Source organism: Flavobacterium gelidilacus DSM 15343, assembly GCF_000422685.1.
GTDB lineage: Bacteria > Bacteroidota > Bacteroidia > Flavobacteriales > Flavobacteriaceae > Flavobacterium > Flavobacterium gelidilacus.
Genome location: NZ_AUGN01000021.1, coordinates 1 through 23,196, shown reverse-complemented (window position 1 = coordinate 23,196; position 23,196 = coordinate 1). Strand labels below are relative to the sequence as shown.

Annotated in this window: 21 protein-coding genes; 17 read left to right on the top strand and 4 right to left on the bottom strand. The window is 30.6% G+C overall.

Translation table 11 applies throughout. The features are described 5' to 3' along the window. The 16 genes from G507_RS0108985 to G507_RS0108905 all read left to right on the top strand — a co-directional run. The coding region (locus G507_RS0108985; protein WP_157496546.1) for a T9SS type A sorting domain-containing protein at positions 1-1,028 on the top strand (1,028 nt) is incomplete at its 5' end. 270 nt (positions 1,029-1,298) lie between these two features. Then, a complete protein-coding gene (locus tag G507_RS0108980) occupies positions 1,299-1,691 on the top strand; it encodes a helix-turn-helix domain-containing protein (protein WP_026717182.1) in 393 nt (130 codons plus the stop codon). Between the two features lie 141 nt (positions 1,692-1,832). After that, positions 1,833-2,117, top strand: coding sequence for a low molecular weight phosphatase family protein (locus G507_RS16690; RefSeq protein ID WP_051191564.1), 285 nt, complete (start codon positions 1,833-1,835; stop codon positions 2,115-2,117). Between the two features lie 351 nt (positions 2,118-2,468). Then, the gene (locus G507_RS0108970; RefSeq protein WP_026717181.1) at positions 2,469-3,050 is read left to right on the top strand and encodes a restriction endonuclease subunit S; all 582 of its coding nucleotides are present in this window, start codon (positions 2,469-2,471) and stop codon (positions 3,048-3,050) included. Next, entirely contained in the window at positions 3,043-4,554 is a 1,512-nt protein-coding gene (locus G507_RS0108965) for a type I restriction-modification system subunit M (RefSeq protein ID WP_026717180.1), read from the top strand. Before G507_RS0108970 ends, G507_RS0108965 begins: the two co-directional genes overlap by 8 nt. Before the next feature lie 12 nt (positions 4,555-4,566). Further along, complete coding sequence (locus tag G507_RS16685) at positions 4,567-5,952, top strand: Fic family protein (protein ID WP_026717179.1); 1,386 nt, start codon at positions 4,567-4,569, stop codon at positions 5,950-5,952. A gap of 2 nt (positions 5,953-5,954) precedes the next feature. Beyond that, positions 5,955-7,334: a RhuM family protein gene (locus G507_RS0108955; RefSeq protein WP_051191562.1), complete on the top strand. Its 1,380-nt coding sequence runs from the start codon at positions 5,955-5,957 to the stop codon at positions 7,332-7,334. Between the two features lie 2 nt (positions 7,335-7,336). Next, a complete protein-coding gene (locus tag G507_RS0108950; protein WP_051191559.1) occupies positions 7,337-8,617 on the top strand; it encodes a restriction endonuclease subunit S in 1,281 nt (426 codons plus the stop codon). A gap of 10 nt (positions 8,618-8,627) precedes the next feature. Then, positions 8,628-9,143, top strand: a complete 516-nt coding sequence (locus G507_RS0108945; protein WP_026717176.1) for a hypothetical protein — start codon at positions 8,628-8,630, stop codon at positions 9,141-9,143. Then, the gene (locus G507_RS0108940) at positions 9,130-10,461 is read left to right on the top strand and encodes a nucleotide-binding domain-containing protein (protein WP_026717175.1); all 1,332 of its coding nucleotides are present in this window, start codon (positions 9,130-9,132) and stop codon (positions 10,459-10,461) included. The genes G507_RS0108945 and G507_RS0108940 overlap by 14 nt, the downstream gene beginning before the upstream one ends. A gap of 11 nt (positions 10,462-10,472) precedes the next feature. Continuing rightward, positions 10,473-10,829: a hypothetical protein gene (locus G507_RS0108935; protein ID WP_026717174.1), complete on the top strand. Its 357-nt coding sequence runs from the start codon at positions 10,473-10,475 to the stop codon at positions 10,827-10,829. A gap of 6 nt (positions 10,830-10,835) precedes the next feature. Next, complete coding sequence (locus G507_RS0108930) at positions 10,836-13,961, top strand: type I restriction endonuclease subunit R (RefSeq protein ID WP_026717173.1); 3,126 nt, start codon at positions 10,836-10,838, stop codon at positions 13,959-13,961. Position 13,962: 1 nt separating this feature from the next. Continuing rightward, positions 13,963-14,655 (top strand): M48 family metallopeptidase, encoded by a 693-nt coding sequence (locus G507_RS0108925; RefSeq protein WP_026717172.1) that lies wholly within the window; start codon positions 13,963-13,965, stop codon positions 14,653-14,655. 144 nt (positions 14,656-14,799) lie between these two features. Beyond that, positions 14,800-15,648, top strand: coding sequence for a PD-(D/E)XK nuclease family protein (locus G507_RS0108915; RefSeq protein ID WP_084518959.1), 849 nt, complete (start codon positions 14,800-14,802; stop codon positions 15,646-15,648). 6 nt (positions 15,649-15,654) lie between these two features. Next, positions 15,655-17,532 carry a hypothetical protein gene (locus tag G507_RS0108910; protein WP_026717170.1) on the top strand — a complete coding sequence of 626 codons (1,878 nt, stop codon included), beginning with the start codon at positions 15,655-15,657 and terminating at the stop codon, positions 17,530-17,532. 3 nt (positions 17,533-17,535) lie between these two features. Further along, positions 17,536-19,269 carry a hypothetical protein gene (locus G507_RS0108905; protein WP_026717169.1) on the top strand — a complete coding sequence of 578 codons (1,734 nt, stop codon included), beginning with the start codon at positions 17,536-17,538 and terminating at the stop codon, positions 19,267-19,269. 836 nt (positions 19,270-20,105) lie between these two features. On the opposite strand, the gene G507_RS0108895 is transcribed toward G507_RS0108905, so the two are convergent. Next, entirely contained in the window at positions 20,106-20,741 is a 636-nt protein-coding gene (locus G507_RS0108895) for a hypothetical protein (protein ID WP_026717168.1), read from the bottom strand. A 364-nt stretch (positions 20,742-21,105) separates the two neighbouring features. Here G507_RS0108895 and G507_RS0108885 point away from each other — a divergent pair, with 364 nt between their 5' ends. Further along, on the top strand, positions 21,106-21,528 hold the full coding sequence (locus G507_RS0108885) for a DUF6943 family protein (RefSeq protein WP_026717167.1): 423 nt from the start codon (positions 21,106-21,108) through the stop codon (positions 21,526-21,528). A 236-nt stretch (positions 21,529-21,764) separates the two neighbouring features. Here the strand turns inward: G507_RS0108885 and G507_RS0108875 are convergent, their stop codons facing one another. From G507_RS0108875 to G507_RS0108865, 3 genes are read right to left on the bottom strand one after another with little or no spacing between them, the layout of a single operon-like run. After that, positions 21,765-21,980, bottom strand: a complete 216-nt coding sequence (locus tag G507_RS0108875) for a hypothetical protein (RefSeq protein ID WP_026717165.1) — start codon at positions 21,978-21,980, stop codon at positions 21,765-21,767. A gap of 10 nt (positions 21,981-21,990) precedes the next feature. Beyond that, positions 21,991-22,386 carry a DUF5675 family protein gene (locus G507_RS0108870; protein WP_026717164.1) on the bottom strand — a complete coding sequence of 132 codons (396 nt, stop codon included), beginning with the start codon at positions 22,384-22,386 and terminating at the stop codon, positions 21,991-21,993. A gap of 42 nt (positions 22,387-22,428) precedes the next feature. Continuing rightward, a complete protein-coding gene (locus tag G507_RS0108865) occupies positions 22,429-23,187 on the bottom strand; it encodes a hypothetical protein (protein WP_026717163.1) in 759 nt (252 codons plus the stop codon). Positions 23,188-23,196: the final 9 nt, after the last annotated feature.

The window sequence follows — 23,196 nt, the reverse complement described above, 5'->3', positions numbered from 1 at the left end:
CTCTTATGGATTTTGTAATTAGTAATTCCTTTATTCAAAATCTTCGATTTTATCGTAACCCACAAACAGGTCAATATTATTTAACGAGTAATAAATCTAACTCTGGTAGTGCTACTGCTACATTGGGCACTACAACTGTTGCAGGTTCTTTTTTTATTGCCAGTTATGGTGTCAATGGTCAAAAACTTTGGCATCAAGAAGATGCTGCAGGAACATCTGGTAGTCTTTTTGAATCCTATGATTTAACAACAGACATTCTTAATAATATTTATTTTTCAGGCAGCGTATTTGGTAATAGTAGTGTTCTTTTTATGGGGTTCACTGTACCTCAAACTGGAGACAAACCCTTTATAATAAAGTTAAACCCTTCTGGAACTACTTTATTATGGTCAACCTATCCTCAAGATCTAAATGGTACCTATAACAGTTGTGGTTTAGCAGTCAATGGTTCAGAAATAGGATATACCGGTATGTGTTTTGGGTCTGCTTATACTTGGGGTTCACAAAGTATTTTTGCTTCTAATACCAATCAAGGTACAGAAGTTTTGTTTGGACGTTTTAATACAACTACTGGAGACTGTTTAAGTTTAGTTAAAATTCCTGGTGATAATGGTTATGGTGATTCGGGTTCATCCTTAGCTGTAGATTCATCAGGTGATTATATTATTGGTGGTGGTTTTGGACATCTATTAACAGTAAATGGTACAACCTTAATTAACGAAGGTTCACAAAGTGATTTCTTTATTGCAAAATACGCAACAACCAGTTGTTCCTTATCATCAAATGAGTTTGAAAAAGAGCAAGGTTTAAACTTTTATCCAAATCCAGTAAACGATATTTTAACTATTGATATTAAAGAAAATTCTAACTACATTTTATATAATCTTCAAGGAAGAACCATAAAACAAGGTAATTTATCTTCATCACAAAATACAATAGACTGCAGTCTATTAGTTTCAGGTTGTTATATGCTTCATGTAGAAGACAGTAATAACAACAAACAAGTGGTAAAGGTTTTAAAAAAGTAGAAACCCTATGAATTACTATCTAAAGCAAAGCGACTTCACCACAAACCAAAAATCTATGATTCTATGTGTTTCAAAAACAGACAACCGACAACCAACAACAAATTATAAAGATTTCTCTAATTTCTTAAAATCAGTGTTCCAAAAAACTAATTTACCAAATCCCTCATCTCCCCATCTCCAAGTCTCCCCATCACCCCATCACCAATTCCCCCTCTCACTTTTTCCCTAAAACAATAACCAACATATCAAAACATTTATTATATTTGACTCATGAATACAACTACAAAACCTAAACACTTAGGCCGCAACATAAGCCGCATCCGAGAACTAAGAGGCATCAAACAAGATGCTTTAGCAATGGCTATTGGAGTAAGCCAACAAACCATTTCTAACATCGAAAACAGCGAGACTGTTGAAGACGATAAATTAGAATTGATTGCTAAAGAATTGGGTGTTACTGCAGAGGCAATTAAGAACTTTAGTGATGAAGCAGTAATAAACTTTTTCAATACTTTTAATGATACAGTTAGTAACAGCAACTTTGGCAATGGTAATACTTGTCATTTCAACCCACTAGACAAAGTAGTTGAATTATACGAACGCTTAGTGCAAGCAGAAAAAGAAAAAGTAGCCTACTTAGAAAAATTAATAAACAACAAATAATCCCTTAACTTTATTTTTGTTAGTAAAAAGCTTCTCATTCGAGAGGCTTTTTTTATCCAAAAAAGTCAAAATGAGAGAAACCGTAAAATACTATCATCATAAAGTAGTAATTTTGTTACTATTCAATAAAAACAGTTTTTAATGAATCAAAATATCTTATTTGTTTGCTCAGCTAATAAACAAAGGTCGAAAACGGCTGAAGATTATTGCAGCTTAACATTTAAAGACTTCAACTTTAAATCAGCAGGTACAAACATAAAATTATGCAACAAAGAAGGTACTAATCCTGTAGATACAGAAATGTTAGAATGGGCGAATTTAATTTTGGTTATGGAAACTAAACATAAAGAACTAATTATTAAAAACACCCAATCTAAATACATAAAGAAAATAATCGTTTTAGATATTCAAGATATTTATAAATAGTACCAAAAGGAACTTCTCGAGATTTTGGATAAGTTAGTTAGTAAATGTCTATTTTAGAAGTGCATTGAACCTATATTAATTTTTGATTTACCCTAATTAAACTTCAATTGCATAATGGGTTTACTCAAACGTTGTGGTTAATATTACTTTAAGTAGAGACTTATCAATAGAAAGGCTTCTTCTAATTAGGAATAAATTTAGTTTGAAAAGGGGAATATGAATGTATTGGGAGTTACTGTTAATAACTTTAACTTTTTATCGATTAAATTAGACTTTTAACGAATTATTAATACAGTATAGTGATTATGTAAATAATTAACGTATATTTGCAGTATAGAAATTATGTAAATTATGTTACTAAGTGATGTTTTGTTAAATGATGGGCTTTTTTCTGGATATTCATTCAGAGAAAAAATAGACCATAAACCCGAAGGAGATATTGGAATTATTCAAATGAAAGATATAGAAAATGACTATCTAAACTTTGACTATCAAAATATTGATAAAGTTAAGGATTTTTCTTTTAAAGAAAAATTTTTCCTGAATAAAGGGGATGTCTTATTTGTTTCCAAAGGTGTTAATAACTATGCTTTTTCAATTGACAAATTGGATTTTCCTATAATTGCTTCTGCTACTTTTTTTATTATTCGTGTAAATGAAAACAAAATACTTTCAGAATATTTAGCGTGGTATATGAACCAGACGGAAGCTCAAAACTATTTTTCAGAGAAAAAAGCGGGTACTTATGTTCCAAATTTGAAGAAACAAGACATTCTAGATTTACCACTAAAAGTACCACCTATAAAAATCCAAAATGCAATTGCACAAACAGCCAAATTACTAAACCAAGAAATAATCATTTTGAACAAAATAAAAGAAAACAGAAAAGAATTAATTCAAACACAACTTACAAATATAATTAACAATGACTAATACGAAACCTACACAAGACCAAATCAATAAAAGCTTATGGTCTGCTTGCGATACTTTTAGAGGTGCTTTTGACTCTTCTGAATACAAAAACTACATTCTTGTTTTTATGTTTTTAAAATATATGAGTGATGTGTGGAAAGATCATTACCAAGAATTAAAAAAACAGTACGGTGATGATGAAGAACTTATTCAAAGAAAATTGCAAAGAGAACGTTTTGTCCTTCCGGAAAACTGTTCATTTGATAATCTTTATGAAAAAAGGAATGATTCAAACATCGGAGAAGAAATTGATAAAGCATTAGCTAAAATTGAAGATAAAAACTTAGCTAAGCTAGAAGGTGTTTTTAGAAACATATCTTTTAATTCTGATAAACTAGGTCAAACCAAAGATCGTAACAGAAGATTGAAAAATCTCTTAACTGATTTTGCAAGTCCTACATTAGACTTCCGTCCTTCTGTTTTAGGTAAAGTAGAAGATATTCTAGGAAATGCATACATGTACTTAATTGGTGAATTCGCTAGTGGTGCTGGTAAAAAAGGTGGAGAATTTTATAGCCCAAATGAAGTTAGTGAACTATTAGCAAGATTAGTCAACCCAAAACCCGGAGATAGAATATGTGATCCCACATGTGGATCGGGTTCTTTATTGATAAAAGTGGGTGAACAAGTAAAAGATAAAGTGGGTAATCGCTCTAATGATTTTGCTTTATATGGACAAGAAAGTAATGGTGATACTTGGGCCTTAAGCAAGTTAAACATGTTCTTACACGGCATGGATAGTGCTCGTATAGAATGGTGTGATACTATAAACAATCCACAATTAATTGAAGGCGACCATTTAATGAAATTCAATATTGTAGTGGCAAATCCACCTTTTAGTTTAGATAAATGGGGTGCAGAAAATGCAGAAACAGACCGTTTCCAAAGATTTCTTAGAGGTACACCACCAAAAAGCAAAGGTGACTATGCTTTTATTCTACACATGATTGATACAACATTACCTGATGGTCGTATTGGAGTAATTGTACCGCATGGTGTATTATTTAGAGGAAGTGCTGAATTAAAAATCAGACAAAAATTAATCGAGGAAAATTTATTAGAAGCTGTTATCGGTTTGCCAAGCAACTTATTTTTCGGCACGGGTATTCCTGCAGCGATTATGATTTTTAATAAAGCTAAAACAACAAAAGACGTTTTATTCATTGATGCCAGTAAAGAATATCAAGACGGTAAAAAACAAAACAAACTGCGCGAAGAAGACATTCAGAAAATCATCGGTGCCTATAAAAATTTTGAGACAATAGACAAGTACAGCAATGTAGTCTCTTTGAAAGAAATAAAAGAAAACGATTTCAACCTCAACATTCCTAGATATGTAGATACTTTCGAAGAAGAAACTCCAGTAGATTTGGTTAAGGTAAAACAAGAAATTAAATCTTTGGAAGGGGAACTAGCTGAAGTAAGAAAAGAAATGGAACAATATTTAGAAGAATTAGGACTTTAAAAAATAGGAACTATGAAATACAGAAGCTTAAAAAATAAAATTGATTCTATTAAAGAAAAAATAGTTCAAAATGGAAAATTAACAAAAGAACAGCTAAACAAAATAAATAACAAGTTTCGTTTAGAATGGAATTTCAACTCCAACAGTATGGAAGGAAACACCCTTACCATCGAAGAAACTCGTTCTGTAATGGTGGGTAATTTAGATGTGCATCAAAAACCAATCAAAGATGTGCTGGAGATGAAAGGACATGATGAAGTGATTTCAGAAATTCTAAAAATTGGCAAAGGCGAATTGCGTCTATCCGAAAAAAGAATTAAAGAAATTCATTTTGGGATAATGCACGAAGAAGATCCCGAAAGAAAAAAGAAAATTGGCGACTGGAAAAAAGAAAACAATGAAATCATCAATCACAAAGGAGAGAAATACACTTTTGTAGATTGGGAATTAGTCCCTGAAAGAATGCACGATTTATTAAATAAAACAAATGCAGCAATTGATGCGATAATATTAAAAAGTAAAAATGCACCACATCCTATAGATGTAGCTTTACAATTTCATTTGGAATACTTAGAAATTCACCCGTTCTATGACGGCAATGGTAGAACAGCTCGTATTTTAACTAATCTAATCTTAATAGCATTGGGTTATACTCCTTTCTGGATTACAAAAGAGGAACGTTCTATTTACTATAATTTTATTAGTGACATTCAAAGTTACGGTGGTGATAAAGAAGCTTTTTATCTATATATGACTGGATTAGTGGAACGCTCTGAGCAATTGGTTTTAGATGTTATTGAAGGAAAAGATATAGAAGATGAAGATGATTTTGAAAAAGAATTGGAATTGTTAAAGCGTCAATTAAAAGCTAAAGACGATAAAGTACTTCCAAAATCTAATGAAATTATTAAAGAACTTTACGACAATTCATACCGCAAATTATTTGAAAACCTCATTGAAAAAACTAAAAAATTCGATGAAATGTTTGTAGAGAAAAAATTTCAAAACTCTGCTGAGGGTAATCGTTCTTTTAATAAAGGAATAAATTATTTTGACGAATTCTTCGAAAATTTATACGAAGTAAATTCAAATACAGTGGAAGATATTTATGGGGAAGAACCAAAACCTAAAAAAATTGACCAACTAAGATTAAGCATATCATATAGTGGTTTTAAACATGATGGCACAAATACATTCGGTCAATATACAAACGTTTGGGTCTTGTTTCAACAATATTACTACATAATCAATGATACTAATAGTTATAATGATAATGGAGGCTATTTACTTAAAAAATTGTACTCAGAACCATTAAGAGAGGATGAAATTAAACAAGTAGTCAATAAATTATCTAAAAAGCTTTTTGAGGATATTAAAAATACTATCAAAGAACAGTAAAAATGAAAAAAGAAATAGCAAATACAAACAATACCATTTTTGAACAAATAAAGTCTATAGATGAAAATGGCAATGAATATTGGGGAGCAAGACAACTTGCTAAAATACTGGAATACACCGATTTTAGAAATTTTAATACGGTTATAAATAAAGCAAAAGAAGCTTGTAAAAACAGTGGAGAAGTTTTAGAAAACCATATCGTTGACTTCAACGAGATGGTACCCATAGGATCCGGTGCCAAAAGAGAAATGGAAAGTGTAAAATTATCTCGTGTAGCATGCCTTTTTATTATGCAATATGCGGACCAATCCAAAGCAATGGTTAGTGCAGGATTTTCTTTTTTTAATCAGGAAGAAAAAAACACCCAATTAGTTAGTTTTCAGCAAGAAGGTAACTTACTTTTCTACACTACACCACAAGGAAATACTCGAATTGATTTGTCGTATGATGGCGAAACATTTTGGGTGACCCAAAAGCAAATGGCAGCTCTTTTTGATATAGAAGTAAATACAATTAACTATCATTTACAACAAATTTTTGAGACAGAAGAACTCAATAAATATGCAGTTATTCGAAAAATTCGAATAACTGCACAAGATGGTAAATCATACCTTACACAAGTTTATAATCTTGATGTTGTCATTGCTGTAGGATACAGAGTAAACTCTTTTAAAGCTACACAGTTTAGAGTTTGGGCAACTAATGTTTTGAAAGAGTTTATTATTAAAGGATTTGTAATTGATGATGAACGTTTAAAACAAGGAGGCGTTTTTGGAAAAGACCATTTTGAAGAATTACTGGAAAGAATTAGAGAAATCCGTACATCTGAAAGAAGATTATACCAAAAAATAACCGATATATATGCCACTGCTTCAGATTATAATGTAAAAGCACCTACAACAAAGGGTTTTTATGCCAAAGTGCAAAACAAATTGCATTGGGCAATAACGGGACAAACGGCAGCCGAAATTATTCATAAAAATGCCGACGCTAAAAAACCTTTTATGGGCTTAAAGACATGGAAACAAGCCCCAGAAGGAAAAGTTTTAAAAACGGATGTTACAACTGCTAAAAATTATCTAGAAGAAAAACCTATTAAAGAACTAAATCAAATCGTTTCTGCCTATTTAGACTTGGCAGAAAATAGAGCTCAAAGGCAAATACCTACAACCATGGAACAATGGGCAGGGTTTTTAGATAATTTCTTAGAACTCTCTTCGTATCCAATTTTAGATGACAAAGGAAAAATAAGTGCAGAAAGAGCCAAAATAAAAGCATTAAATGAATTTGAAAAATACCGTGTAAAACAAGATCAAGATTATATTTCTGACTTTGACAAGGAAGTAAAAAAAATAGCAGCTCCTAAAAAGAAAAAAAAATAACCATGACTAAAAACAACAATACACTACCACAAGGCTGGTCTTCCCTACCCATAAACGAAGTATTTGAGTTTATTGGTACAAGTTCTTTTTCTAGAAATGACCTCAACTATGAAGCTGATGAAAACAGTATCTATAACATCCATTATGGTGACATTCATGCTACTTATAAAAATGCAGTTTTAGATTTTGATACTGAAACACGTATTCCTGTATTAAAAGACCATATAAAATCAAGTACAAACTTTTTAAAGGAAGGCGATTTAATCATTGCGGATGCTTCCGAGGATTACGAAGGTGTTGGTGAAGCATTAGAAGTATATAACATTGGTGAGAAAAAAGTTTTAGCAGGATTGCACACCTTTGCCTTACGTGATAAAAACAACAAAACAGCTCATGGATATAGAGCATACTTATTTAAAAATCCAGAAGTTAAAAAACGATTAAAAACTATCGCAACTGGCAGTAAAGTATATGGAATATCTAAAGGGAATTTAGAAAAATTCAAAATCACCTTACCACCACTCACAGAACAACAAAAAATCGCAAAAATTCTAGCTACCTGGGACAAGGCAATTGCTATACAACAAAAGCTAATTAGCAACAAAAAAGAAAACAAAAAAGCAGTAATGAAAAAACTGTTGACTGGTGAAGTTAGGTTTAAAGGGTTTACTGATGAATGGTTAAGTTATTGTTTAGGTGATTTAGGAAATACTTATTCTGGACTTTCAGGTAAATCAAAAGAGGATTTTGGTTTTGGTGCACCATACATCCCATATAAAAACATTTTTGCTAATCCATCAATTGATATTTCATATGTGGATTATGTCAATGTTAAGCCTAATGAAAATCAGAATAAAGTTTTCTATGGCGATATTTTTTATACTGTTTCATCTGAAACTCCCAATGAAGTTGGTATGTCTTCAGTTTTATTAGATAATAACATAAAAGAGTTATATCTGAATAGTTTTTGTTTTGGTTTCCGATTAAACGACTTTAAAACATTACTACCTGAATTTGCAGCTCATTATTTTAGAGGTGATAAATTTAGAAATGAAATGATTAAGGCTGCGCAAGGTGCAACAAGATATAATTTATCTAAGTCAAATGTTATAAAGCTGAAGCTTGAAATTCCGAAGATAGAAGAACAACAAAAAATAGCTTCCTTTTTAACGGGTATTGACCAAGAAATAAATGTATTACAAATTGAATTAATCGCATTACAAAAACAAAAACAAGGTTTAATGCAGCAATTGTTAACAGGTAAAATGAGAGTTAAAAATTAAAGAAATAATTATGGAAAAATTAATAGAGTTTTTTAATCATCCCTTTTTTATTATTGTGGGTGGTATCAGTACAGTTATTGCATTGGGCGGTTTTGTATTTGTTGTTTACACAATCATTAAAGGGGTTCTTCCCGTATGGATTAGATTAGGTAAAGGACTATCGAATAAAAAAATTGCAATATATGCAGAAAAAGAGTTTGATGATTTTAAAGATTTATTAGTTGATTCTGGACTTTTTAATAAAAAAAATATTGAAAAAGTAACTGGTTCTTCTTTAAGTAAAGGAGAAAGACATACTATGATGCTGGTTAACTATAATGAGTTTGATGACAAAATTAACGATATCCTTAATTTTAAGAAAGATAGTGATTCATTAATTGTTTATGTATCAAATGGAGTCAGAGTACCTCAAAATATTATGGATAATATTAATAATCATAGAAACTCAATCGTAGTGACTTTTAGAGGTAGATTACTAAACGATATTGTTACATCATTAATAACAACTTCCTATGAACAGAAATAAAATTAACGCACTCTTAAGAGGTTATATTAAAGAGAACTTAACACCTACTGCTGAAGACATTCAGTTTGTATCTAACATATACCAATCATTTAATGACTTACTTGGTACCAATAATTGTGTGCAGATAGGCTCATATCCTAGATATACAGCAATAAAACCATTACATGATTTAGATATATTATATATTATGGGAGATTGGAATTCAAATACAATAAATCCTGTTTTTAATTTACAAACGATTGCAAATAAATTTTCGAAAGAATATAAAAATCCAACAGGTTTTAACCTCGATATTATTGTTCAAACCCATTCAATCTCTTTTAGATATCTCAATAATAAAGGAGAAGAAGTATTTGCAGTTGATTTAGTACCAGCTCTAGCGGATGGAAAAAATGAATTTGATAGAAATACCTTTCGAGTTCCTGAAATCATCAAAATACACAGAGGAAAAAGAAGAAAGCAATATTATGAAAGAAAGATTCAAAATAAAGAAAATCTTTTATGGATAAAAACAGATCCATTAGGTTATATAGAAATAGCATCAGCCATTAATAAAGAAAATAAAGATTTCAGAAGAAGCGTAAAATTTGTCAAAAGATGGAAGCATGAATGTAAATTGAAAAATGAAAACTTCAAACTCAAATCTTTCCATATGGAACAATTAATTACGGAAAATTACAAATTGAATATGGAGTTAGATTTATTCGATAGTATTTTTAAGTTTTTAGTTGAGCTAAAAGAGAAAATTGAAAAACCAATTATTAAGGATAGAGGTGATAAAAATAAATTTATTGACAGCTATTTAGAAGATTTAACTAAAGTAGAAAGGGAATTGATCAATCAAGCAGTTGATGCTATTCTAATTTCTTTTGAAAATATTGATAACATAAATGATATTGAAGTAATTATCGAAAGTGGTTTTTACAAAAGAGTTTCGGAATCTGAAAGGTTTCTATTTGACCAAAAAATACCTGTACTTATTGATTTTACTTTAGATTTTAAAATTGATGGTTTTGTTAAAAAGCTTTCAGGATTCAGGGAGTACAAAGCTAATTTAAAAAATGTTCGAGGTATTGTTGATACAAAAAATGAAATTGATTTTAAAGTAATTAGTAATACTACATCTTGTGAATTATTGAAATGGAAAGTTAAAAATGACAACCAAAATTCAGAAAAAAGAGGAGAAATAACAGATCATAGTACTCGTTGCAATCCAGAAAAAACAGCTTACATAGGTCATCATTTTGTAGAATGTTATTCTATTAAAAATAATACTTGTATTGCTAGAGACATGGTGGATGTTGTTGTTAGACAGTAAAAAGATAAATTATGAATATACAATTACAACAAATACTTGGAACTTGGCGACATGCAAACGGTGATATAATTATAGATTTTAACATCAGAAGTAAAAACTTCGGCGAAGAGGTTACTAAAGCTATGTTCACTATTTATAAACGTATTCCAGATAATAATATAATATATGAATGGCACGGAGAAATAGAAATTATAAATACAGAGAATGAACTCCCAAAAATTCAAATAAATGAAATTCATAAAACAGAAGATAAACCAGAATATGAAAATCTTTCAATATGGATGTTTACTGCACCAAATGAAATGTTTGTAGAATTAGGAAACGGAGACAGAGTGCTCTTCAATAAATTAGGAACTATTTTTAGTTAATAAGCTATGATAAATTATAACGAATACAACGACTCTCAAAAACCAGCCATTAATTTGCTTCGCAAATTAGGCTGGCAATATATTGCTCCTGAAGAAACCATTTCACAACGAAACGGATTGCTTTCCAATGTGATTTTAGAAGACATTCTAGCAGAGCGTTTAAGTGCAATCAATAGCTTTGAGTACAAAAATAAAGAATATCCTTTTTCTAATTCCAACATTCAGTCGGCAATCAATGCATTAAAGAACGTTCCCGAAGAAAGTTTAGTAAAAACAAATGAAAACATTCATGATTTACTAACGCTGGGCAAAAGCTTTAACGAAACCATACAAGGCGACCGCAAAGCCTACACCTTAAAATACATTGATTGGGAAAACCCAGACAATAATGTGTACCACATTACCGATGAATTTGTAGTAGAAGGCGTTAAAGAAAAAAAACGTCCAGATATTGTATTATTCATCAATGGGATACCATTTGTAGTTATTGAAAACAAACGCAGAGATAAAAACGCTTCACTTACTGAAGCAATCTCGCAACACATACGAAATCAAAAAAGAGAAAAAGGAATACCTAAATTATTCCATTATGCTAAGATACTATTAGCAGTACAACCCAACGAAGTAAAATACGGTGCGGTGGGAACTGCAGAGAAGTTTTGGGCAATTTGGAAAGAAGACAACGAAACAGCTACACAAAAAATAATAAACAGTGCTAACTTCAAAACAGCAAAAGAAGACCGTCAAGTAACAGCACAAGATAAAGCATTAGTAAGCCTTTGTAGTATTGATAGAGTGTTAGAGTTTGTTTATAAATACATTGTCTATGATGGTCCGGATATAAAAGTACCACGATACCAACAATATTTTGCGGTATTAAATACAATTGAAAGAGTAAAAGAAATTGATAAAACCAACACCAGAAAAGGCGGTGTAATTTGGCACACCACAGGAAGTGGCAAATCATTAACAATGGTAATGATCTCAAAAGCATTAGCATTAGATAAAACCATTCCTTCTCCTCGTATTATTGTAGTTACGGATAGAATTGACCTGGACAACCAAATTTATAAAACCTTTAGGAATTGTGGTAAAGCAGTAGAAAAAGCAAAAAGTGGTAGTGACCTAATTGAACTTTTACAAGACAAAGGAAACGAGATAATAACTACCATTATAGATAAATTTCAAACTGCTACTAAGAACACTACATTTGTTGATAATTCCGAAAACATTTTTGTTCTGGTAGATGAAAGCCACCGTAGCCAATACGGTACAGCGCACATCAACATGAAACGTGTGTTACCAAATGCCTGTTACATTGGTTTTACCGGTACACCATTAATGAAGAACGAAAAAAGTACAGCTAGAAAATTTGGTGGTTTTATTCACAAATACACAATTGACCAAGCGGTGAAAGATGGTGCAGTTTTACCATTGTTGTATGAAGGTCGTTCTGCTAAGTTAAGTGTTAATAAAGAACAATTAGACAAAGGTTTTCAACGTTTAGCAAACAATTTAAATGACGATGCTCAAAAGGATTTAAAAAAGAAATTTGCCAGCATCAGCCGTATTTATGAAAGCGAACAAGTCATAAATGAAATAGCCTATGATATTTCAAAACATTACACGAAAAACTGGCAAGGAGGTATTTTTAAAGCACAATTAGCGGTACCAAGAATTGAAACGGCTATTCGATACCAGAAATACTTTGAAGAGCAAACGGATCCCGAATTAAAAATTAATACAGCTGTAGTTTTCACACCACCAGACAGTCGTCAAGATTATGAAGATGTTTGGAAAGAAACCAGTAATGAAGCCAAAGTATATTGGAATTCATTAATGGAAAAATTTAACGGACAAGAAGAGTACGAAAGATATACCATAAACAAGTTCAAAGATCAAGGAACTGAAGTAGAATTAATCATTGTAGTAAGTAAGTTATTAACTGGATTTGATGCTCCTAGAAATACTATTTTATACTTAGCAAAACCATTGCATTCACACAACCTATTGCAAGCAATTGCAAGAGTCAATAGATTATTCAGTGGTAAAGAACACGGTCATATTATTGATTATGTGGGTATTTTAGGCAAACTAGATGAAGCACTAACTTCTTATGCTGCTTTTGAAGATTTTGACGAAGAAGATCTAACCAATACCATAGTAGATGTTTCCGACGAAATTAGAAAAGTACCCATTCACCATGCCGATGTTTGGGATTGTTTCAAAGGCGTATACAACAAAAAAGATATTGAAGCATTAGAAAGACACCTAGCTCCAAAAGACTTGCGAGATGAGTTCTATGAAGCATTAAGTCGTTTTGCAAGAACACTACAAACGGCATTAGCTTCTAATGAATTTTATATAGAATTTACCGAAGAGAAAATAGAATTTTATAAACAAGAATTAAAGCTATTTGTAAAACTAAAAGTTTCACTTCAAAATAGATATGCTGAGGTGGTATCTTACAAAGAATATGAACCAAGAGTAAAGAAATTATTAGACACTTATGTACAAGCTGATGATGTTTTAGTGATTACAAAAGAGCTGAATATTTTCGATAAACAAATGGTAAACGAAGCTATTGAGGAATACGGCAAAACTCCAGCTTCTAAAGCAGATTTCATTGCTCATAAAATGAAAAAAGTAATTACCGAAAACATGGAAAAAGACGAAGCTTTCTACAAAAAATTCTCTGAACTTATTGAAGACGCTATTCGTTTATTTCAAGAAAACCGAATTTCAGAAACCGAATATTTGAAATCAGTATTAGATATCAGAGAACAATTCGAAAAAGGATATCTAGAAGACATTCCTCAAAACTTAATTAACAAACCAGAAGCTCGAGCATTCTTTGGTGTATTAACAGAAGTCTTTGAAAACAGTTTTGGTAAAGAAGTCGCTATCCAACAAAAAGACCTTTTGGCAAATATTGGAATTGATATCTCTAAAATAATAGAAGATTTAACCATTAGAGATTGGAAAAAAAACATTGACGTGATTAAGAATATGGAAAACGAAGTCGAAGATTATTTGATGGCACATCGCAAATCTTTAGGAGTTGACATAACCTTTGATGACTTAGATGTAATTCTAGAAAAATGTTTAAAAGTAGCTAAAAACAATTTTTAAAATGCATACTATTCAATACGGTACCAAACAAATACGATTTTCTATTACCAATAGGAAAAGGAAAAGTATTGCAGTTGAGGTACATCCAGATACATCCGTACAAATAAAAGCACCATTAGATTGTGATTTAGAAAACATTAAAAAAGTAGTTTCGAAGCGTTCTAAATGGATTATTACACAACAAAAATTCTTTGAGCAATTTCTTCCAGAAACACCAAAACGAGAATATGTAGTTGGAGAAACCCACAGCTACTTAGGTAGGAAGTACATTTTAAAAATTAGTGATTCAGCTGATAATAAAGTTACAATTAAAGGTGGCTATTTAGTAGTTCATACTCAAAATAATACAGAAGAAAACGTAAAACATTTATTAACGGAATGGTACTATAAAAGAGCTACAAAAGTATTTGAAAAAGTTTACAATGAAGCATTTCAAAAATTCAATCAATACAATATAGTCAAACCGGAAATACAAATAAAAAGAATGAAAAAACGCTGGGGAAGTTATACCTCATCGGGTAACATTCTCATCAATCCTGAATTAATTAAAGCCGCAACAGTTTGTATTGAATATGTGATGATACATGAGCTATGCCATCTTATAGAAAGAAATCATTCAAAGAAATTCTATAGTCTATTAGAAAAAATGGCTCCAGATTGGCAACGTTGGAAGTTAAAATTAGAGAAAATGTAAATTATGATAATTAAAAGTGCTAATACTCAAAAAACAACACTCAATCAATTTGATTTACTTGGACAAGATGAAACTGCATTATCTAAAGCATTTGCATACTTAATAGGGTAGGATGCAGATTGCTATTTTGAATTTTTAAAATTCATTGGAATTAAACAAAAAAAAAACGATATAAATTTTATAAATGCAGATATTAGTACCGAGAAAAAAAGAAATGAGGGTAGAACTGATATAGAAATTAAAAAAGATAATGATTATCACATCATTATTGAATGCAAAGTGAATAGCAATAAGCTTTTTAATCAACGGACACAATATCTAACCGCTTTTGATATAAAAGCTAAACAAAAGGTAATTTGTTTTATTACTCAAGAAAGAGATACAAACAAGCAAATTACAAATGATGTTTCAATTATAAACACAAGTTGGTTAGAAATTATTGAATTATTCAATACTAAAAATTTTATTAATAAAGATATTGTAAAATCATTTCTAAATTTTAGCACAAGAAATTATAAAATGAAACAACTAAAAGAAATATTAATACAAGATGTAAATATTGAAGAGATAGATCGCTTCGAAAACTTCAATGTTTATGGTCGTAATCAAACGTTTGGCACACCTTTATACTTTGCTCCATATTTCACTAGGAACACAGGCAAAATTGAAGGAATAAGTAACTTGTCAAAGATTCTTGGCATTTTAACTTTGAGACCTTTAGATATAGATAATTTCAAATCTGATTTAGAAGGCTTTGCAAATAATAAAGAGCAAGTGATAACTTGGATAAATGGCGTAAAAAATGGAAAAGATATTCCAACTGAAACTTATACTTATTATTTTCTAGATAATCCACTTAAATTCAATAGACCATTAAGAAAAGATGGTGGTATACAAAAAGGAAGAGGTAAAGATTGGATTGCTGCTCAAATACCGCCCAATAGATGTGTATCTTTTATAGATTTTGTTAAACATATTCCAGAATTAATGTAATTAGCTATGAATCAAATTGCAGAAAAAATAGAAAGACTTTTATGCTATTGTTTTCAGAACAATACAGATGAGCATAATTTTACAGATAAACCTGATTTCGATTTTTATATTGAAAACAACTTAATTATATCAATAGAAAAAGAGGCTAAAACATTTATTGTCAATTTTGATTCAAAATTATTAAATGATGAAGTTTTAAAGATTGCAGAAATAGACTTAAAAAAAGAACTTCCTTCAGAAATAGAATTAGCATTAAATTTTGTAAATGATTTTGAGCAAAACATAAAAGAAAAATGTCCGCTTTTTGATTCAAATCTAAATTTTGCTACTTATAAAAAACATTTCAAAACATTTATTATCAATAAATTTGAATACAATTTAATTGAAGAGTATTATACTGAGATATTGAATAATAAGAAAACTGATAGAAAAAAAAAGAATGATTTTATTGAAGTGTTTTTTAAATATTTAGAAATTTATAACCCTAATGAGGAAGTTATTTTAAACTCTTGTTCTGAATATTATAAAAGCGAAAAATATCCATCAAATTACATATTTAATATTCTAAGTAATATAGCAAAAACCAATCACTTTATTGCGATAAAATTAGTGGATTATATACTCAACAAAAAATTAAATGATTATCAAGACTTTTTGCCTGCTTTATTAATAAATCTCTTTAACACCAATTATACAGAAGCATTTGATATTGCTATTAGCAAAATTAAAAGTAATCCAATTATAGCTCTTAAATCACTATGTGGTTTTAATTATACAGATGCCGGTCAAATAAATCAAGTATTTATTCATTTGCAACAACTTGAAGTTAATAGTGTGGATTATGCAAATTTAAAAAGTCAATTGCTTTGTAATATTATAAACAATGTTAATACTGATACAACTTTAAAAGAAAAATCATTTAAAGAAATAGTTGAACTTCTTAAATCTGCAAATCATGATTTATCACATTCGACTTTTACAAATGTACAATATGGATTGAAGGATTTTGAATATGAAAAATATTATTTATTAAATATATACTTGAATAACACTAAAAATTTTCAAGCATTAAGAGATTTTTTTTATGATTTTAAAAATCCTGTTTATTTATTTCGTCTATTAACTAGTAATTATAATATTGCTGGTTTTCGTGGTTCAATTGATGTTTTCGAAAATGCGATTAGTCATTTTTATGATGTTAGTAGAGAACAATTTGAAGATGAATTACTAAACTTATTTAGCTATAGGCAATATTCACTTTTAGCTTTGAAAATTATAGTATCGAATCGTTCCATTACATTTAATATTGATTTAAACAAACTAGACAAGCAAGCACAATTCAATGCAATAGATAGCATTTGCATTTTTCCTCATTCAATTGATGAATTGATACCTATGTTGTTAAAAATCAGAAATTCAAAGATTGAAGAAAGTAAAGAACATTTAAATAGAAAATTATCAAAACTAATTTTGGAAGTGTATCATGAATCTCTTTTAGAATTAATTAAAAATAATATTACTAAAAGTAAAAGTGACAAGATGTTTTTAGAACCATTGCAAAAAACACTTGAAGAGTATAATAACATTAAAACTCGTAAAAAGAGTATAAAGGATTTAGATCCTACAGAAAACGAAAGAAATTTAATGGAATTATACTATCGACTAGAGCATGAAAATCAAGCACAAATGATGAAAAATGTAAATAATGATAGTAATTCTTTTTTAAGTATGACTAAAACTTTGGTAGTTGTCAGAGGACAAGCGTTTAAATCAGAGGATTCAGAAGTGGTTACGCCACTTAGTTTGTTTGAATCAAGCGTAATGATTGATAACCGTGCATACAAGAACCCAAATAACTTTGAACAAAACCTAGAAAATTTCTAAATAATGGATCTAAAATATATTACAGTAAAAGGCTATTTAGAATCACTTACAGAGAAAAATGAACTAAATAGAATTTTTCCAATTCTTTTAGAATCAATGGGTTTTGTAATATTATCAAAGCCTACAGAATACCTAGGATTACCCGAATATGGCAAGGATATTGTTGCAGTTGGAGTTGATGATGATGGTTATAAAAAGCGTTTTTATTTTGAATTAAAAGGAGGAAGCGATAAAAACATAACAGATAGTAATTTTTATGGAAAAGACGGGATTCAAGATTCAATAACGCAAGCTAGTTATAATAAATACGTTTCAGCATTTCCAGAATTTGAAAAATTACCTTTAAAAATTATTATCGTTCATAATGGAATTATAAGCGGAAGTGTTCAGGCAACGTACGAATCTTTTATAGTTGCAACGCAAAAAAATCTTAAAAAAATTACTTTTGATAGATGGGACATTTCACGATTGACAATATTATTTTCAGAAAAATTGTTTGGTCAATACTTATTGGTAGATCCATATACAACTAAACTATTTAATAGAGTATTAGTTAATTTAAATACTGCAGATGGTGTTTCAAATGATTACTATGAACTATTGGATACTATTATTTTTAAAGAAAAATGGATACAAACAAAAAAATTACCTCGAAAATGGCAACTTGTTTTTGAAACATTTAAGCTTATTGGATTCGTAATATATACAGAGTCAAAAGGGTATAATAATTTGGAAATAGCAAAAAGATATTTAACACATTTAGTATTAAAGTTTTGGTTTTGGATACTCAAAAACAAATTAGAAAACGATAAAAGAATCACAGTATATTTTGACCAGATATTTAATTTTTATTACAAAGTATTATTAGAATATTACGAGAGAACAATTCCAATTGCAAATTATAAAGATGGTATTTATTGTGAGCATGGTGGAAGATATGAGCAAATTGGATATACTAAAAGAACTTTTGAATACTTTGAATATTTATGCTTCTTGTTAAATGTAGAAAGACATTACAATAATAAAAAAAATGATAGTAATAATCATAAACAACTTGTACACTTAATTAATAATAACAATGTTTCTAGCAGACCATTAATTGACATACATTCAATCGCAATAACTAGTATACTAAATTTATTTATAGAATTCGGTGATATACGAAATGCAAAAAACTACTTGACTTTAGTTCTTAATCAAATACAGTTTACAAAAGAAAAATTTGATTATCTACCTGATGCTAACAATAGCATTCAAAACGTTATCAAGTTAATAGTAACTTCTGTAAAACCGGTTTATTATTCAGATACAACTTCACCACTTCTAGCTTTATTATTAGAATATTTAGTAATTCTTGATATGGAAGAAGAATATAGGATTATTTCAGAATTTGTAAAAGAAAAAAAAATAGATTTAGGAATATTTGTGCCCCATCATAGCAAAAATTCAACTTCATTACATTTGATAAAAGATAAAGACAATGATTTAGAAGAACAACTATTCTCAAAATCATTTCATGATGGATATCAATCTGAAACTCGATTGACAAAACTATTTGATGATGAATTGAATTTTCTAGAATTCAAGGAAAGACTAAACAATAAGAAAACCGAATTTGAATATGAATATAGAACGGATAAAGCAGGATATTCTTTTCTTCGTGATTTAGCTCATATTTACTTTCAAACACCTTTTTTTCCAGACAAATGGAGAAGTAAAATAAGTACGGAAATATAAACTCCAGTTGCCACTCCTTCCCAACGCTCCTAAAAAAAGTACTGTCATGGTTTTTGTCCCATCGCACATCAAGCACTTTGCCTGATGGCTATAACGATTCATCAAATTTTAAAAACCCAATAAGCCACCAGTCAAAGAGCTTACCCTACCACAACAAAAACTCGTTCGCTTCGCAACTCATGCCAGTACTTTTTTCTCCCAAGCTGTTTAACATAATGCAGTCTTATAGTGCATAACAGCTTTGTTTATTGAAATCGGGTTTGTCACGCACTATAAGATGACATTATGTTAAACATCCCCTCGTCCAACGCGCGAGCCAGTGGCTCCAGGACAACATTTTTTGCAGCTCCCATTGCATCACCCAGCTACAAAAAACACCGTCCTTCGCCACTGCCATAAACACGTACCTTTTCCAGTTGGAAATCCTCAAACTTAATGGTTCTTTGAAGCTATTCGGTCACTGTTTTATATACTTTGTGTTTAAATCGGTTGATAGTTTCATTGTTTTTGTGCGTCCTACAATTCCATAACAACACAATTCATAATTCAAAATCCTCCATTCATAATTACTCTCTGGCACCCACAAAATCAAAAGGGACAGCAAGAGTATGATTTTTCATTTGCATGAAACCACAAACTCCATTGCTTTCACGGTGGATAGATGCCTTAATCCTTTCCAACACAACTATAAAACTGTTCACTAATTACTAATCACTCACAAAAAGGCATCTATCCACCACAAAAGCAATCAGGACAATTCTATAAGCAAATAAAAAATCACACACTTGCCTGCGCTTCTGCCTCATCGCACTAGGTATTATTAAATTATTTTAAATTTATCTTCTTTTAAGCAATTCTTGGTCAATCTCGAAATCATATTTTCTATAAACATCCATAAAGTTAATATTTCCTTCAAAAAGAGCTTTTGACAATGCAAATTCACGATAAAGATTCACATTTCCACCTTTTAATGTAATATGTACAGATGTTTCGTCTTCGCTGATAAAATGACGTATATCTTTTACCCAAAAGGATGTCATCCCTAGTTTAGCTTTAACAAAGAAAAAATCAAATGATTCATATATTCTTGGTACTACCGGTAATGAGGTTTTTATATAGCAATAACTATCAAAGTAGTTAAAACCTAATTCAACTTTAACATTGTCAGAGAAACTAAATAGATGAGGTTGCACTTCATTGAGCTCAAATATACTTTCATAAATTTCCCTTAACCATTTGCTGATTTTAGTAGTAGGATATCCGCTTAGCTCTGCGATTCTTTTAAGAGTAGTTCTCTCTTCTGATCTAAAAAAGTTCTGCGGCAGTATCCACTTTAAAAAATCATTATAAGCCTTTCCATTATGCTGATCATACAAAATCTGTGACCATTTAGGCATATCACTTAGGCAGTATAAATATTCTAAAGTGGTAGCTTGATGAATAAACTTCGGTTTTTCTTTACTTATGCTCATATTTAGTTTAAATGTTGATTTTAAATAATCGGAATTTACAAAAAAATAAAATAAAAAAAAGGAAGCAAAGATAAGTTCCAGGTATTCAAAAAAGCAAGTTCAAGCCTTTCAGGTTCCGGATAAAATCTCCACCCACAAATTTCCATTTCGACTATTCTCTAATCACTATTTACTAATTACTCATAAGGGTAGTATTTTATCCGAAAAACTTGCTTTTTTGAAACCTTCCACTTCAAATACGGCTTTCTTTTTTTTCTTTTTTTCTTTTGAAAAATTTATGTGTGGAGCACAGCAAGACACACCTGCATTTCTTAAGAAACACTGCATAAAATTGAAAATCTAACCAATTTTAAAAGCCGATGTTATGCTAAAATTTGTCATTAAAACCTACAGAAAAGGAACGGTTTACAAGAATCCACACTTATTTGTTTTAAACAAAGGATTAAACAGTGGAAAGCCTTCAAATGAGCCATTCACAAACAGTTTTGTCATCATTTTCGAACACAAAGAAGATTTTGACAACATCAATTTAACTGCTTATGCACTTTGGAGAACTAAATTCTGGCATCAATTTCTTTGTGGTTCAGTAATTCCATTTTTACGCTTACACGATGTCAGAAAAGAATTTTCAAACAAAGTTAACCAAGAGATAAAAGACCATGAGGAACACGTTAAAAACGTGCAAACTTTAAAGCTTTTAGAACAATCTGAAAAACGATTCAATGAAAATCTAAATCTTATCAATGATTTGAGGAGAGTTATTTTATATCGCTATTGCAATAGATAAAAAAAAGCCTGGTCATAAGACTAGGCTTTAATATAGTTTAACCCAAAGGTCACCACAACTAGGGATAAACTTATTTTTTGTGCTTCTTTTGTAGGCTTTTAAGTAATAATGAAATAGTAAAGCTGACAATTGCTCCAACGGATGCTAATATAATAGTTTTTGCAATATCTTCAGAATTTATATTCGGAACTATACTTAAAAATGTGCCTCCAGCAGTTCCCATTAGAGTACTACTATTATTTGCTGTCATCAGTTGTAGTAAGCTGGCTAGTTGCTGTCAAAACTCCTCCAGCAACTGCTAAATAACCTCCAATAGTAGTAACTAATACCGGTAAGGCAATTGGTGCAGCTAAAATCGTTCCACCAACAGCAGCCAGAGCTAAACCAACATTTCGAAGTACTTTAAAAAACTTTGGAGTAGGAGCTGAAGCTCTATTTAATATCTTTTTCATTTTAAATAATTTAAGATGTAATTAATAATTCTACACTTTCTTTTCGGTCTAAAGCAGCATAAACAAACGTTTTAAGCTTCTCAAATGCTTTTCTCGACATTAGTCCTAAACCTGGTCCAGAAAGTTTCGTAACAGGAGCAATACAACCATTCAATTCTTTCAAAGCATTATTAGCGGGATGAAACAAAATCAAACTTCTATTTTCAACATCAACCACCTCCAAATGCCATTTAAATTTCTGACTATACCGCTTTCTAATAAAATAGTTCCCTTCCGGAATACACGAAACGCGCTTCTCATTTCTCTTCCAAGGCAGCTCAATTGTATTACAAATGACTTTGCCCTCACATTGTATCGTTCCGTTGGTTCCTTCAGGGAAATAAGTTCTAGTTAAAAATAATATCATTCTGATCACTAAATACTGAACAATGAATACTGAATACTATTTTTATAAACCACTGTCAACTGCAGCCATCGATAATGGATTAAAAGCACCATTTTTCAATGAATACATTTGTCCATTAATCTCTTGGTAAAATTCAACACCTAAAGCCAAAAACAAAGGCTTAGTTGAGTTAGCCGTTACCACATTAGTCTGACTAATCACTGCAGTAGGAGTAGAGTCCCATGGCATGATAGGAGTTTCAGAAGTCGCAACCACAAAAGTTTCAGCTTCAAAATCTACCTCAGCACCTCCAGATATAATCTTAAAGTGAGTAGTTCCACTAGGAGCTGCAATCATGTTCCCTGGAACAAATGATGCAATATCCACTTTAACCTCTCCAGCCGCACGGTCAATACTTGCCACATAAGGAGCAAACAAAGAAGTTCCTAACTTCCCACGAATATTGAATTCAAAACCAAATAACAATTCAGCCTCTCCATCAATAACGTTTCTTAAACCTCTCTCACTCACCAAATCCGCTTGGATTACTTTAACCATTCTTTGAGTAAGTCTACTCACCATTCTACCATCGGCAGAATTTAAAAGTAACGGTCTAAGGGCCGTTCTTAAAAGCTTACCAGCTTTTCCAGCTCTACCAAATTCAGAACCATTCTCACGAGTTCTCTGAAACGCAGGATCACTTTTGATTCTACTAGCATCAATTCCACCTTTTTCACGAGCCAAGTGCCCATCTTGCGTTTTGTAAAAAGTAATATCTCCGATAGTACCTTTTAATTTAATTATGCCTTTCTGTCTAGCCATAACTTCAAA

What these genes read in the sequence shown, in the direction of transcription:
- G507_RS0108980 (WP_026717182.1), top strand. Translation starts at nt 1,299, where the DNA reads ATGAATACAACTACAAAACCTAAACACTTAGGCCGCAACATAAGCCGC.
- G507_RS16690 (WP_051191564.1), top strand. Translation starts at nt 1,833, where the DNA reads ATGAATCAAAATATCTTATTTGTTTGCTCAGCTAATAAACAAAGGTCG.
- G507_RS0108970 (WP_026717181.1), top strand. Translation starts at nt 2,469, where the DNA reads ATGTTACTAAGTGATGTTTTGTTAAATGATGGGCTTTTTTCTGGATAT.
- G507_RS0108965 (WP_026717180.1), top strand. Translation starts at nt 3,043, where the DNA reads ATGACTAATACGAAACCTACACAAGACCAAATCAATAAAAGCTTATGG.
- G507_RS16685 (WP_026717179.1), top strand. Translation starts at nt 4,567, where the DNA reads ATGAAATACAGAAGCTTAAAAAATAAAATTGATTCTATTAAAGAAAAA.
- G507_RS0108955 (WP_051191562.1), top strand. Translation starts at nt 5,955, where the DNA reads ATGAAAAAAGAAATAGCAAATACAAACAATACCATTTTTGAACAAATA.
- G507_RS0108950 (WP_051191559.1), top strand. Translation starts at nt 7,337, where the DNA reads ATGACTAAAAACAACAATACACTACCACAAGGCTGGTCTTCCCTACCC.
- G507_RS0108945 (WP_026717176.1), top strand. Translation starts at nt 8,628, where the DNA reads ATGGAAAAATTAATAGAGTTTTTTAATCATCCCTTTTTTATTATTGTG.
- G507_RS0108940 (WP_026717175.1), top strand. Translation starts at nt 9,130, where the DNA reads ATGAACAGAAATAAAATTAACGCACTCTTAAGAGGTTATATTAAAGAG.
- G507_RS0108935 (WP_026717174.1), top strand. Translation starts at nt 10,473, where the DNA reads ATGAATATACAATTACAACAAATACTTGGAACTTGGCGACATGCAAAC.
- G507_RS0108930 (WP_026717173.1), top strand. Translation starts at nt 10,836, where the DNA reads ATGATAAATTATAACGAATACAACGACTCTCAAAAACCAGCCATTAAT.
- G507_RS0108925 (WP_026717172.1), top strand. Translation starts at nt 13,963, where the DNA reads ATGCATACTATTCAATACGGTACCAAACAAATACGATTTTCTATTACC.
- G507_RS0108910 (WP_026717170.1), top strand. Translation starts at nt 15,655, where the DNA reads ATGAATCAAATTGCAGAAAAAATAGAAAGACTTTTATGCTATTGTTTT.
- G507_RS0108905 (WP_026717169.1), top strand. Translation starts at nt 17,536, where the DNA reads ATGGATCTAAAATATATTACAGTAAAAGGCTATTTAGAATCACTTACA.
- G507_RS0108895 (WP_026717168.1), bottom strand. Translation starts at nt 20,741, where the DNA reads ATGAGCATAAGTAAAGAAAAACCGAAGTTTATTCATCAAGCTACCACT.
- G507_RS0108885 (WP_026717167.1), top strand. Translation starts at nt 21,106, where the DNA reads ATGCTAAAATTTGTCATTAAAACCTACAGAAAAGGAACGGTTTACAAG.
- G507_RS0108875 (WP_026717165.1), bottom strand. Translation starts at nt 21,980, where the DNA reads ATGAAAAAGATATTAAATAGAGCTTCAGCTCCTACTCCAAAGTTTTTT.
- G507_RS0108870 (WP_026717164.1), bottom strand. Translation starts at nt 22,386, where the DNA reads ATGATATTATTTTTAACTAGAACTTATTTCCCTGAAGGAACCAACGGA.
- G507_RS0108865 (WP_026717163.1), bottom strand. Translation starts at nt 23,187, where the DNA reads ATGGCTAGACAGAAAGGCATAATTAAATTAAAAGGTACTATCGGAGAT.